Origin of the sequence: Ramlibacter sp. (assembly GCF_035655895.1) — a bacterium.
In the GTDB taxonomy this organism is placed as follows: Bacteria; Pseudomonadota; Gammaproteobacteria; order Burkholderiales; family Burkholderiaceae_C; genus Ramlibacter.
In genome coordinates this window covers 81,302-95,420 of sequence record NZ_DASRTN010000013.1, presented here as the reverse complement: position 1 = coordinate 95,420, position 14,119 = coordinate 81,302, and the positions used below count along the sequence as shown (strand labels likewise).

Sequence of the window (14,119 nt, the reverse complement as noted above, 5' to 3'; positions counted from 1 at the left end):
GCTACTTCGCCTCGGGGAAGCTGGCCCTTCCGATCATGCCGGGCAGCACGCTGGCCGGCAGCCGGTCGAAGCGGGCGACGACCTCCACCGTCTGGCTGGCGCCGTCGATGCGGCCGCTGATCTTGCTCACGCGGGCGGTGTAGCTCTGGCCGGTTTCGTCGATCGCCACGGTGAGCGGCTTGCCCGGCTTGATCCAGCGCACCCAGGTGGACGGCACGAACAGCTGCACCCGCAGGCTGGAGAGGTTGACGATCTCCAGCAGCGGCTGCCCCAGCTGCACGGACTCGAAGGCCTTGGCGCGCATGCGCACCACCTTGCCCGCGTACGGCGCATAGACCTGGCAGTACTTCTCCTGGGCCTGCACCAGCGCGAGCTGCGACTTGGCCTTCTCCGCGGCGGCGGCGGCCATCGTGACCTCGAGGTCGCTGACGGCTCCCAGGCTCTGCAGCTTGAGCTTGGCCAGGTGGGTCTCGCGAGCGCCCAGCAGTTCGGCCTGGCCGGCCTTGACGGCGGCCTGCCGTTCGGCGCAATCGAAGCCGGCCAGCAGGTCGCCGGCGGCGAAGGTGTCGCCGACCTGCTTGGGCATGCTGGTCAGGCGCCCCGCGAACTGCGAGGAGATGGTGGCTTCCATGTCGGCCACCACCAGCGCCCGCACGGTGGCGTTGTCGGCCGGCGCGGCGGCGGTGGTTCCGCTGGCCGGTGGTGGCGGCGCGGCGGGCGTGGCGGTGGCAGGCGCTGCACTGGCGGCGGCAGCGGGCGGCGCCATGCTGCCGCCGCTGGCTGCACGCGCAGGAGCGGGTGCGGGCGCGGAAGCCGCCGCCGGTGCCTGCGCGCCGGCGAGGGCACCGTGCGCCGCCAGCAGGCCTGCGACGACCGCGCGCAGGAAGAAGGTCGGGCGAGAGGAGAGGTTCAGCATCGGAATTCCATGGATAGGGCGGCAACGCGCCTCAAGGCCGGGCGGCCGACACGGGGCGCGGCCCGGTCCAGCGGCGGTCCAGTTTCAGCAGGCCGCCGTCGGTGAGCGACAGCGTGTCGGCGGCGGGGGACTCGTGCAGGCCGCCCGACAGCAGGGACTTCAGGGTTTCGGCGACGCGGAACACCGCCGCCTCGCCCAGCACCTTCCACTGCTCGGGCGTGACCGGATCGACCAGCATCGAGCGCATCTCGGCGGTGTGCAGCACCTTCTGGCCGCTGCCTTCGAGCAGCGTCACCTTCAGCGCGACCGGCCGGCCGGAGTCCTGCTTCGGGCCGAGCGTGACCGCGACGTCGGTGCGGATGGCCGCGCCCTGCTCCGCGATCGGCACGCGCACCACGCGCAGCACGGTGCGCATGGACTCGGTGAAGTCGCGCCGGGCGTCGTTCGGCAGGCCGGTGAGGTTGCCCAGGGCCACCGATTCGACCGGGGCGGCCGCCTGCGCGCTGTAGTTCGCCTCGTTGAAGCCGGCCAGGGCGCTCGCCATCTGCGTGGCCAGCGTGGGCGTCGCGTCGGCGGCGTCCGGCGGCACCACGTCGTAGCCGACCGAATTCATCACCCGGCCCATCGCGTGCTCCAGGTTGGCGTGCACGACGTCGCGGTTGATCTCGGTGAGGGCCAGCCGGGCCGACGCGCGAATCAGCTCGAGTTCCGTCTCCAGGCCGGCCTGCTGGGTCGCGCGCATCGCACGCAGCAGCGACCGGTCGTCCTCCAGCGCCTCGTTCCAGACCCCCAGCTCGTGCTTGAGCAGCTGGTAGCGGTTGACCGACACGCGGGTCTGCGTCATCACGGCCATCGACACCGCGAGCCGGCGCGCCTGGTCCAGCTGCACCGCGGCCTCCTGGCTGCGGCGCGTGGCCGGCAGCGAGAACAGCCGCAGCAGGTTGAAGGTCACCAGGCTGCCCAGTTCGTTCCACTGGTTGTTGATCAGGAAGCGGTTGCTGTCGTAGGTGGTGCCGTAGCTCAGGGTGAGGTTGGGCAGCAGGGCGAGCATCTGCTTGCGGCTCTCGGCTGCCGTGATGCGCTCGCGGTAGCGCTCCTCGGCCAGCTCGGGGCGGCGCTCCAGGGCCATCGCCTCCAGGTCGTCGACGCGGGTCACCAGGTTGGGCAGCACGCGCGCCTCGACCGCGGCCGAGGCGAGCCGGTACGGCTGGCCCGGACGCAGGCCGGCCAGTTCGGCGAACTCGCTGCGCCACTGCACCAGCTCCTGCCGCCGCACGGTGAGCTGCTGCTGCAGGTCCAGCAGCGAGCGGCGGTAGGCGATGATCTGCAGCGGCGGCAGCAGGCGGCGCGCCTCGATCAGCCGCGAGCGCTCGGCCGCCCGCTCGATGTCGACCAGCATCGCGTCGATCTGCGGCAGCAGGCGCTGCGACGCCTCGGCGCGCCACCAGGCCAACTGCACCTCGAGCAGCAGGTTCTGCAGCGCGCGGCGCCGGCGCTCCTCGGCGACCAGCACCGAATCGGCGGCCTGCTTGGCGCGGTAGTAGCTCACGCCGAAGTCCAGCACGTTCCAGGAGAGCGACGCGTTGTAGGTGGAATGCGACCGCTCCACCGCGCTGCTGGGCACCGAGCTGATGGTCCCGTTGGGCTGGTAGCCGAGGCCGAACGCGTCGTTGCTGCGGCTGGTGTAGCCGGCCTGCAGCGCCAGCCGCGGGAGCATGTCGAAGTTCGACAGGTCCAGCTGGCGGGCCTGCACCGCCGCCTCCATCTGCCGCACCTTGAACTCCAGGTTGTGGCGCACGGCCCGCGCCATCGCGTCGGCCAGGGTGAGCGGCGCGGTCACCGGCTCGCCGGCCTCGATCACCGCCGACAGGTCCTCCTGCGCACGGGTCGACCGCTCCTCGGTCGTCATCGGCTCCGGCGTGACCGCGCAGCCCGCGAGCGCGGCGGCCAGCGCCGTGGCCACCACGGTTGCGCGCAATGTGGCGCGACCGCGCCCGGATCCTTGTTCCTGTTCCACCAGCACTTGCTTGTCCTTCTTGTTCGAGATCACAGCGACCGCCCCTCGGCGCCAGCCGCCTGGTGCGGCGCCCCCTTGTCGATCGCCTTGGCCGCCAGCGCGCGGGCCACCAGGCCCTGGGATTCCTTCGCCGGCCCGTGGTCACGGACATGCCGCAGCTGGTCGGAGAAGCTGGGCGCCGCCCGCTTGACCTTGGCCTTGTCCTTCTGGCCCCTGCCATCCGTCGCGTCCTTCGCGTCCCTGGCATGCAGCACCCGCGCCGTCTCCGCGGCGTCGCGGCCATCGGGTTCGGCACCATCGCGCCAGGGCAGCTCGCCGCCCTCGCCGTCGCCCAGCTGGAGCGAGCCGGTCACCGTGCCGTCCCGCAGCACGGACAGCTTGAACTGCGTGCGCGCTTCCAGTCCGCGCGCATCGCGGGCCACCACCTGGATCTCCAGCACACCGTCGAAGTCGCCCGGCGGGGTTCCCCACAGACGGCCGGTGACGCTGTCGAAGTGCATCCAGTCCGGCAGCGGTTCGCCGTCGGCCAGCTGCGCCGACAGGCGCACCACCGCGCGCGGGTTGGTGTGCACGAACGCGTCCGTCGGCACGCTGAACGACAGGCCCTGGCCGCCCTGGAACCGCAGGTCGCCGATCGGCTGGTAGCGCATCAGCACGTCGGTGTCCGCGGCGGGCAGGCCGAGCTGGTCGCGCGTGAGGCGCTGCAGGTTGAAACCGCGGTCGACCGCGTCGAGCGCGCTCGCCAGGCGCTGCGATTCGCCGAGCACGCTGAAGCCGGTGCGGGCCTCGCGGCCGGCGTTGTCGCGCGCCACCACCTCCAGCTGCAGCTGGGCGATGGCGTCGCCGCCGGCCGGACGCCCGTTGAACAGGCCGGTCACGCCGTCGAAACCGAGCCACGAGGGCAGCGGCTGACCGTTCGCCTGCCGCGCATCGAGGGTGATGACGGCGTTCGCATCGGTGTGCACGAAGGCATCGCGCGGGACCGTGAAGTTCATGCCGCCGTCGGGCGTGCTCAGGTTCGGGATGCCCTGCAGCACGGCCAGCATCGCGCCGTCGCTGCTCACCGCACCGGCCGCCGCGCCGGCGCTGCCGTAGGTGGCATCCCGGACGGCGGCGAAGCCGCGATCGAGCGACTCGAGGATCTCGGGCCGCTGGCCGACCTGCGTGGGTCGGGGCGGCGCGGTCGACCCCAGGGTCACGCTGCCGTAGTCGCCCGGCACCTGGCCCAGCGAGTTCATCGGCTCCAGTGACGGCAGGATGAAGGGCAGCGAACCGAGCATCGGCGAGGCCGGGTCGACGGGCGCGACCGGTGCCACCACCGGCGGCTGGGCGGGGGCGGCGGCGGCGTCCGGCACGGCCACGGCCACCGGCGGCGCCGGGAGCGTGGGCGGCGTCTGCACCGGCTGCGCGGACTGTGTCGGCGGGAGCGCCGCCGTGGTGTTGCGCACCCCGACCGAGGAGAACCCGGCGGCCTGGTTGCCGGCCACGTCCGCCAGCGCAACGCCCGAAGGCAGGTAGCTGACGCGCACGTCGTCGCCGGCCAGGACGGCCTGGTCCAGCACCAGCGTGACCGAGCGGGTGACGGGATCGACCTGCACCGAGGTGACCGCCACGGCCTGGCCGTTGCGCACCACCTGGTAGCTGCCGGGCGCCACCGCGCCCGGCGACAGGCCGGTGCCGGTTTCCACGTAGGCCAGCACGACCCGCTCGCCCTGGACGGCCGCGTCCTGCAGCGTCGGCGCGAGCGTGTCGACCGCGAGCACCAGCGGCGCCGAGCTGCCGGAATCGTTGCCGGCCGCGTCGACGAGGCGCGCGGTCAGGCCATGCGTCCCGTCCGCCAGCGCCGGCACCGTGAGGGTCACCCCGCCGGCTGCGATGTCGGCCGCCGTCAGGACCACGGTGACCGCCGGATGGCCGTCGGCTTCCAGCACCAGCGTGTCGCCAGGTTGCGGCGCGGCCAGGCCGGAGCCGGGCAGGTCGATGCGCACGGTCGGCGTGGCGTCGCTGGTGCGGCCGTCGCCCGGCGTGCCGGTGTCGCTGCCGGCCTCGAGCACGACGCTCGGGCGGGCCGGTGCCGTGGCGTCGCGCACGGTGACGGTGACCGTCGTGGTCTCGGTGCTGCCGCCCAACGTGACCGAGTAGGTGTAGCTGTCGGTTCCGGTGAAGCCCGCGTCCGGCGTGTACTGCACCAGGCCAGCCGCTGCATCCAGCACGACCACGGTGCCATGGGCGCCCTGGGTGGTGGCGCTCACCACCCGGCCGGCGCCGACGAAGCCATCGTTGGCCAGCACGTTGGTGGCGACGGCGGTGTTCTGCGTCGTCGTCGCCGCGTCGGCGCGGACGTCCGCCACCGGCGTGACGTCCACGGTGACGGTGTAGGTGCTGCTGCCGCCACGGCCGTCGCTCACCGTGTACGTGAAGCTGTCGGCGCCGTGGTAGTCGGCGGCCGGCACGTAGGTGTACGCACCGCTCGCGTCCACCGTGACCGTGCCGTGGGCAGCCGGGGTGCCAACGGCGTAGACCAGGCTGTCGCCGTCCACATCGCTCGCCACCGGCAGGGTGCCGCTCGCAGTGCCGTCCTCGCCCACGGTGATGCTGCCGCCCGCCCCGGTGGGCGCATCGTTCACCGGCAGCACCGTCACGGTGACGGTGTAGGTGTTGCTGCCCCCATGGCCGTCGCTCACCGCGTAGCTGAAGCTGTCGGGTCCGTGGTAGTCGGCTGCCGGCGCGTAGCTGTAGATCCCGTTGGCCGCGATCGTGACGACACCGTGCGTGGCGGGCGTGGCCACCACGTAGGTCACCGCGTCGCCGTCGGCGTCCACCGCGGCCGGCAGGGATCCGGTGGTCGATCCGTCCTCGCCGACCGTGATGCTGACGGCGGCGGCGGTGGGCGCGTCGTTCACCGGCGTCACGTTCACCGTCACCGTGTACGTGTTCGTTCCGCCGTGGCCGTCGCTCACCGTGTAGCTGAAGCTGTCGGCGCCGGTGTAGTCCGCTGCCGGGATGTAGCTGTACGCGCCGCTGGCCGTGACGGTTACCGTGCCATGGGCCGCCGGCGTCGCGACGGCGTAGGTCACTGCATCGCCATCGGCATCGGTGGCCACGGGCAGGGTTCCGCTGGCGGCGGTGTCCTCGGGCGTCGTGATGGCGGTGCCCGACGCCACCGGCGCGTCGTTGCGTGCCACGACGTCGAGCGTCACGGTGTAGGTGGTGCTGCCGCCGTTGCCGTCGCTGACGGAGTAGCTGAAGCTGTCCGGACCGTTGTAGTCGGCCGCGGGCGTGTAGGTGTAGCTGCCATCGCTGGCGACGGTCACCGTGCCGTGGCCCGCGGGCGAAGCGAGTGCATAGCTCACCGTGTCGCCATCGGCGTCGCTTGCCGCCGGCAACGTGCCGGTCGCCACGGCGTCTTCGGTCACCGTGACCGTGGTGCCCGCGGCCACCGGCGCATCGTTCACCGCGCCGACGTTCACGGTCACCGTGTACGTGCTCGTTCCGCCGTGGCCGTCGCTCACCGTGTAGCTGAAGCTCTCGGCGCCGTTGTAGTCGGCAGCCGGCGTGTAGGTGTAGCCGCCCGTGGCGCTGACCGTCACGGTGCCGTACGTGGCCGCCGACGCCAGTGCGTAGCTCACGGCATCGCCGTCGGCGTCGGTCGCCACGGGCAGCGTCCCGGTCAGCGTGCTGTCCTCCGGCGTGCCGACCGTCAGGTCGCCGGCGACGGGCGCGTTGTTCACCGGTGCGACGGCGACTGTCATCGTGTAGGTCGCGCTGCCGCCGTGGCCGTCGCTGACGGTGTAGGCGAAGCTGTCCGGGCCGTTGTAGCCGGTGGCCGGGGTGTAGGTGTACGCGCCGTTCGCCGCGACCGTCACCGTGCCATGCGACGGGGCGGTGGCCAGGGCGTAGGTCACCGGGTCGCCATCGACGTCGGTCGCCGCTGGCAGCGTGCCGCTGCGGGGCGTGTCTTCCGGTGTGGCAAGGCTGCCGCCCGAGGCGACGGGTGCGTCGTTGACGGCCGCCACGACGACCGACACGGTGTAGGTGCTGGTGCCGCCCTTGCCGTCGCTGACGGTGTAGCTGAAGCTGTCGGTGCCGTGGTAGTTCGCCGCGGGCGTGTAGCTGTAGGTTCCGTTCGCACCGATGGCGACGGTTCCATGCGCCGCCGGCGCCGCGACCGCGTACACGACGCCGTCGCCGTCGATGTCGATCGCGCCGGGCAAGGTGCCCGTGGCGACCTGGTCCTCGGCGGTCGCGATGGAGCCGTTCGCCGCAGTCGGCGCGTCGTTCACCGCCGTCACGTTCACCGAGACGGTGTACGTGCTGGTGCCGCCCTGGCCGTCCGCCACCGTGTAGCTGAAGCTGTCCGGGCCGTTGTAGTCGGCGGCCGGAACGTAGATGTAGGTCCCGTTCGCGCCCACCGTGACCGTTCCATGCGCCGCCGGCGCGGCCAGGGTGTAGGTCACGAGGTCGCCGTCGGCATCGGATGCGGTGGGCAGCGAGCCGGTCGCCGTGCCGTCTTCGACCACGGTGATGCTGCCGGCGGCTGCCGTCGGCGCATCGTTGACGGGCACCACGTTCACCGCGACGGTGTAGGTGTTGCTGCCGCCCTTGCCGTCGCTGACCGTGTAGCTGAAGCTGTCCGCGCCGTTGTAGTCGCCGTCCGGCGTGTAGGTGTAGCCGCCGCCCGGGGTGACCGTCACCGTGCCGTGGGCCGCGGGCGCGGCGACGGCGTAGGTCAGGGCGTCACCGTCGACGTCCGTGGCGGCCGGCAGGGAGCCGGTCGCCACCTGGTCTTCGGCGGTGGTGACGGTGGCGCTGGCCGCCGTCGGTGCGTCGTTCACCGGCGCAACGGTCACCGAGACGGTGTAGGTGGTCGAACCACCGTGCCCGTCGCTGACGGTGTAGCTGAAGCTGTCGGTCCCGTTGTAGTCGGCGGCGGGCGCGTAGGTGTACGTGCCGTCGGCGGCGACCGTCACCGTGCCGTGGGCCGCGCCCGACGCCAGGGTGTAGCTGACGCCGTCACCGTCGGCGTCGGTCGCGACGGGCAGCGCGCCGGTGGCGACCTGGTCCTCGGTCGCGGTGATCGCGGTGCTCGCCGCCGTCGGCGCGTCGTTGGTCGCGGTCACGTTCACCGCGACGGTGTAGGTGTTGCTGCCGCCCTTGCCGTCGCTGACGGTGTAGCTGAAGCTGTCCGGGCCGTTGTAGTCGGCAGCCGGCGTGTAGGTGTACACACCGTTGGGCGCCACCGTCACGGTGCCGTGTGCAGCGGGTGCGGCGAGGGCATAGGCCACGGCGTCGCCGTCGACGTCCGTGGCGGCCGGCAGGGAGCCGCTGGCGGTGGTGTCCTCGGCCGTGGTGATGGCCGTGCCCGACGCCACCGGTGCATCGTTCGCCGCCACGACATTCAGCGTCACGGTGTAGGTGTTGCTGCCGCCGTTGCCGTCGCTGACGGTGTAGCTGAAGCTGTCGAGACCGTTGTAGTCGCCAGCCGGCGTGTAGGTGTACGTGCCGTCGGCGGCGACCGTCACCGTGCCATGCACGGCCGGCGCGGCCACCGCGTAGGTGACGGCGTCCCCGTCGGGGTCGGTCGCGACCGGCAGCATGCCGCTGGCCGCCCCGTCTTCGGCGACGGTGATGGTGGTGGCGGAAGCGGTGGGCGCGTCATTCACCGGCGTCACGTTCACGGACACGGTGTAGGTGTTGCTGCCACCCTGCCCGTCGCTGACCGTGTAGCCGAAGCTGTCCGGGCCGTTGTAGTTCTCTGCAGGCGTGTAGGTGTACGCGCCGGTGGCGCTCACCGTCACGCTGCCGTGGGCGGCAGGGGTTGCCACCACGTAGCTGACCGCGTCGCCGTCGACGTCGGTGGCGGTCGGCAGCGAACCGCTGGCCGAGCCATCCTCGGCGACGGTGATGCTGGCGGCCGCAGCGGTCGGTGCATCGTTCACCGCCGTCACGTTCACCGAAACGGTGTAGGTGCTGGTTCCACCCTTGCCGTCCGCCACCGTGTAGCTGAAGCTGTCCGGGCCGTTGTAGTTGGTTGCCGGCGTGTAGGTGTACGTGCCATCGGCCGCGACGGTCACGGTGCCGTGGCTGGCGTTCGCCGCGACCGCATAGGTCACGCCGTCGCCATCGGCGTCCGTGGCCCCGGGCAAGGTGCCGGTGGCAACCTGGTCTTCCGTCGCGCCGATGGTCGTGTTCGCTGCCGTCGGCGCATCGTTCACCGCGGTCACGTTCACCGAGACGGTGTACGTGTTGGTGCCGCCCTTGCCGTCGCTGACCGTGTAGCTGAAGCTGTCGGCACCGTTGTAGTCGGCTGCCGGGGTGTACGTGTACGCGCCATCTGCGGCGATGGTCACCGTGCCGTGCGCGGCAGGCGTCCCGACGGCATACGTCACGGCATCGCCATCGACGTCGATGGCCACCGGCAGCGTGCCGGCTGCCGAGCCGTCTTCCACGACCGTGATGCTGCTGGCGGCCGCCACCGGCGCGTCGTTGGTCGGCGTGACCACCAGGGTCGCCGCTCCGGCGGTCGCCAGGGGATCGGCGCTGCCGGCGGTCGTGCCGTTGTCGCGGATCGTGTAGGTGAAGGTGACGGTGCCGTGGAAGTCGGTGTCGGGCGTGAACGTCCAGGTGCCGTTTCCGTTGTCGACCAGCGTGCCGCTGCTGGCGGAGACGCCGGCGATGGCGAGCGCGTCGTGCTCGAGGTCGCTGGCGCCGGCCAGCAGCTGGGACGCGGTCAGCAGCACGCTGCCCCCATCCTCGGGCACGGAGCCCAGCGCGACCGCCGTGCTCACGGGGGCATCGTTCACCGGGGTGACGGACACGGTGACCACCTGGGTGGCCTGGTTGCCGGCGTCGTCGGTCACGCGCACGGTGAAGGCGTCGGGGCCGAAGTAGTTGGCCGCCGGGGTGTAGCGCCACTGTCCGGTGGCATCGACCGTGGCGCTGCCATGGGCGGGCGCGCCGATGACGGTCCAGCCCGGCGTGCCGAGCCCGTCGATGTCGCTGGCCGTGAGCGTGCCGGTGATCGGCCCGCCATCCTCGGCGCCGGTTCCGCCGGTCGTGCCGCCGAAGCTGGTGGGGTTGTCGAACGCCGTGACGACCAGGACCACCGTCCCGGTCTCGGTCATGCCGTTGGACGTGACCGTGTAGGTGAAGCTGTCGGGCCCGACGTAGTTGGCGTCCGGCGTGTACGTGATCGTGCCGCCGGAGAGCGACAGCGTTCCGTGCGCGGGCGTGCCCAGCGCCGTGACCGCCGGCGCGCCGCTGAAGGTGTCGTTCGCCAGCAGCGACGCCGTCGGCACGACCAGCGGGTTGTTCTGCGTGGTGGACAGGGCGCCGTCCGCCACGAGGTCCGCAACCGGCGTCACGGTGATGCCGACGGTGTAGGTGGCCGTGCCGCCCTTGCCGTCGCTGACGGTGTAGCTGAAGCTGTCGGTGCCGTGGTAGTCGGCCGCAGGCACGTAGCTGTAGCTGCCGTCGGCCCCCAGGGTCACCGTGCCATGCGAGGCGGCCGACGCCAGGGTGTAGGCCAGCAGGTCGCCGTCGGCGTCGGTGGCGATCGGCAGACTGCCGGTCGCCACCGCGTCTTCCGCCGTCGTGACCGCGGCACCGGCGCCCACCGGGGCGTCGTTCACCGGCGTCACGGTCACCGAGACGGTGTACGTGTTGCTGCCGCCCTTGCCGTCACTGACGGTGTAGCTGAAGCTGTCGGCGCCGTTGTAGTCGGCGGCGGGCGTGTAGGTGTACGCGCCATTGGCGGCGACGGTCACGGTCCCGTGCGCGGGGCCCGAGGCCGGCGCGTAGGTGACCGCGTCGCCATCGGCATCGTTCGCCGTCGGCAGCGAACCGCTGGCCGAGCCATCCTCCGCGACCGTGATGCTGGTGGCCGCAGCGGCCGGTGCGTCGTTGACCGCCGCCACGTTCACCGAGACGGTGTAGGTGTTGCTGCCGCCCTTGCCGTCCAAGACGGTGTAGCTGAAGCTGTCCGGGCCGTTGTAATTGGTTGCCGGCGTGTAGGTGTACGTCCCATTGGCCGCGACGGTCACGGCGCCGTGGCTTGCGTTCGTCGCGACGGCGTAGGTCACACCGTCGCCGTCCACGTCCGTCGCCCCCGGCAAGGTACCGGTCGCGACCTGGTCTTCCGTCGCCGCGATCGAGGTGTTCGCCGCCGTCGGCGCATCGTTCACTGCGGTCACGTTCACCGAGACGGTGTAGGTGTTGCTGCCGCCCTTGCCGTCGCTGACGGTGTAGGTGAAGCTGTCCGCGCCGTTGTAGTCGGCCGCCGGGGTGTAGGTGTACGTGCCGTTGGGGGCGACCGTGACCGTGCCGTGCGCCGCGGGTGTGGCAACGGCATAGGTGACCGCGTCGCCGTCGACGTCCGTGGCCCCGGGCAAGGCTCCGGTGGCGGCCTGGTCTTCCGTCGCCGTGATCGCAGTGTTTGCCGCGGTCGGCGCGTCGTTCACTGCCGCCACATTCACCGACACCGTGTACGTGTTCGTGCCGCCCTTTCCGTCACTGACGGTGTAGGTGAAGCTGTCCGGCCCGTTGTAGTTCGCCGCGGGCGTGTACGTGTACGTCCCGCCAGCCGAGACCGTCACAGTCCCGTGGCTCGCGTTCGTCTCGACCGCGTAGGTCACACCGTCGCCGTCCACGTCCGTGGCCCCCGGCAACGTGCCGGTGGCGACCTGGTCTTCCGTCGCGCCGATGGTCGTGTTCGCTGCCGTCGGAGCATCGTTCACCGCGGCCACGTTCACCGAGACGGTGTACGTGTTGCTGCCGCCCTTGCCGTCGCTGACGGTATAGGTGAAGCTGTCCGCGCCGTTGTAGTCGGCCGCCGGGGTGTAGTTGTAGGTGCCGTTGGCCGCGACCGTGACCGTGCCGTGCGTCGCGGGGGTGGCAACGGCATAGGTGACCGCGTCGCCATCGACGTCCGCGGCACCAGGCAGGTTGCCCGTGGCAACCTGGTCTTCCGTGGCGCTGATGGTCGTGTTCGCCGCCGTCGGCGCGTCGTTCACTGCCGTGACGTTCACCGTGACGGTGTAAGTGTTCGTGCCGCCCTTGCCGTCGCTGACGGTGTAGCTGAAGCTGTCCGCGCCGTTGTAGTCGGCTGCCGGCGTGTAGGTGTACGCCCCGGTGGGCGCGACCGTCACCGTACCGTGCGCCGCAGGCGTTGCCACGGCATAGGCCACCGTGTCGCCGTCAAGGTCCGTCGCGGTCGGCAGCGAACCACTGGCCGAGCCATCCTCGGCGACCGTGATGCTGGTGGCCGACGCCGTCGGCGCGTCGTTCACCGCCGCCACGTTCACCGTGACGGTGTACGTGTTCGTGCCGCCTTTGCCGTCGCTGACCGCGTAAGTGAAGCTGTCGGCGCCATTGAAGTCGGCCGCCGGCGTGTAGGTGTAGGCGCCCGTCGCGTCCACGGAGACCGTGCCGTGCAAGGTGGCAGCGACAAGGGTGTAGGTGATGGCGTCGCCGTCGACGTCCGCGGCACCAGGCAGGTTGCCCGTGGCAACCTGGTCCTCCGTCGCGGTGATGGTCGTGTTCGCTGCCGTCGGCGCATCGTTCACCGGCGCCACGTTCACTGCGACGGTGTACGTGTTGCTGCCGCCCTGGCCGTCGGTGACGGTGTAGCTGAAGCTATCCGGCCCGTTGTAGTTGGCCGCCGGCGTGTAGGTGTACGTGCCGTCCGCCGTGATGGTCACGGCGCCGTGCGCGGCGGCCGCTGCAATGGCATAAGTCACGGCGTCGCCGTCGACGTCTGCCGCGCCAGGCAAGCTGCCGGTGGCGACCAGATCTTCGGTCGCGTCGATCGAGGCATTCGCGGCGGTCGGTGCATCGTTCACGGCCGTCACGTTCACGGACACCGTGTACGTGCTCGTGCCGCCCTTGCCGTCGCTCACCGTGTAGCTGAAGGCGTCGGGTCCGTTGTAGTCAGCCGCGGGCGTGTAGGTGTACGTGCCGTTCGGCGCGACGGTCACCGTGCCATGGCTCGCGTTCGTCCCGATCGAGTACGTGACGGCATCGCCGTCCACATCCGTCGCCGCCGGCAGCGAACCGGTGGCCGAACCGTCCTCGGTGACCGTGATGCTGGTCGCGGCGGCAACGGGCGCGTCGTTGACGGCCGTGACGTTCACCGTGACGGTGTACGTGTTGCTGCCACCTTTGCCGTCGGTGACGGTATAGCTGAAGCTGTCGAGGCCGTTGTAGTTGCCCGTCGACGTGTAGGTGTACGTCCCGTTGCCGGCAACCGTCACGGTGCCGTGGCTCGCACCCGTTCCGACCGAGTACGTGACGGCATCGCCGTCCACGTCCGTCGCCGCCGGCAGCGACCCGCTGGTCGAACCGTCCTCGGCGACCGTGATGCTGGTCGCGGCGGCAACCGGGGCGTCGTTGACGGCCGTGACGTTCACGGTGACGGTGTAGGTGTTCGTGCCGCCCTTGCCGTCGCTGACCGTGTAGCTGAAGGTGTCCGGGCCGTTGTAGTCGGCGGCCGGCGTGTAGGTGTACGCGCCATCGGCCGCAACGGTCGCAGTGCCGTGCGCGGCGGCGGCCGCGATGGCATAAGTCACGGCGTCGCCGTCGATGTCCGACGCGCCAGGCAAGCTGCCCGCGGCCACCTCGTCCTCGGCCACGGCGATCGCGGTGTGGGCTGCGACCGGTGCATCGTTCAGCGCCGTGACGTTGACCGTGACGATGTACGTGTTGCTGCCGCCTTTGCCATCGCTGACGGTGTAGCTGAAGCTGTCGGCGCCGTTGTAGTTGCCGGCTGGGGTGTAGGTGTACGTGCCGTTCGGTGCGATGGTCACCGCGCCATGGCTGGCCTCGGTCGCGACGGCGTAGGTCACGTCGTCGCCGTCGATGTCGGTCGCGCCAGGCAAGCTGCCGGTGGCCACCCCGTCTTCGGCCACGCTGATGCTGGTTGGGGCGGCAATCGGTGCGTCGTTGACGGACGTGACGTTCACGGACACGGCGTAGGTGTTCGAGCCGCCCTTGCCGTCGCTCACCGTGTAGCTGAAGCTGTCGAGGCCGTTGTAGTTGCCCGTCGGCGTGTAGGTGTACGTGCCGTTGCCGGCAACCGTCACGGTGCCGTGGCTCGCGCCCGTTCCGACCGAGTATGTGACGGCATCACCGTCCACATCCGTCGCCGCCGGCAGCGAGCCGCTGGTCGAACCGTCTTCGGCCACGGTGAG

At 71.3% G+C, this 14,119-nt stretch carries 3 protein-coding genes (1 of these 3 only partly in view); all 3 read right to left on the bottom strand.

The features are described 5' to 3' along the window. Position 1: 1 nt before the first annotated feature. Tightly spaced (at most 31 nt apart), the 3 genes in view from VFE82_RS14805 to VFE82_RS14795 form a layout consistent with a single transcriptional unit that may run on beyond the window. On the bottom strand, positions 2–916 hold the full coding sequence (locus VFE82_RS14805; RefSeq protein WP_325001084.1) for an efflux RND transporter periplasmic adaptor subunit: 915 nt from the start codon (positions 914–916) through the stop codon (positions 2–4). Positions 917–947: 31 nt separating this feature from the next. Then, positions 948–2,966: a TolC family protein gene (locus VFE82_RS14800; protein ID WP_325001083.1), complete on the bottom strand. Its 2,019-nt coding sequence runs from the start codon at positions 2,964–2,966 to the stop codon at positions 948–950. Further along, positions 2,963–14,119, bottom strand: partial view of a tandem-95 repeat protein gene (locus tag VFE82_RS14795; RefSeq protein ID WP_325001082.1) — the final stretch only. Its footprint extends 15,699 nt past the window's final position; only the last 11,157 of its 26,856 coding nucleotides appear in the window; its start codon lies off the right edge, out of view; the stop codon is at positions 2,963–2,965. The genes VFE82_RS14800 and VFE82_RS14795 overlap by 4 nt, the downstream gene beginning before the upstream one ends.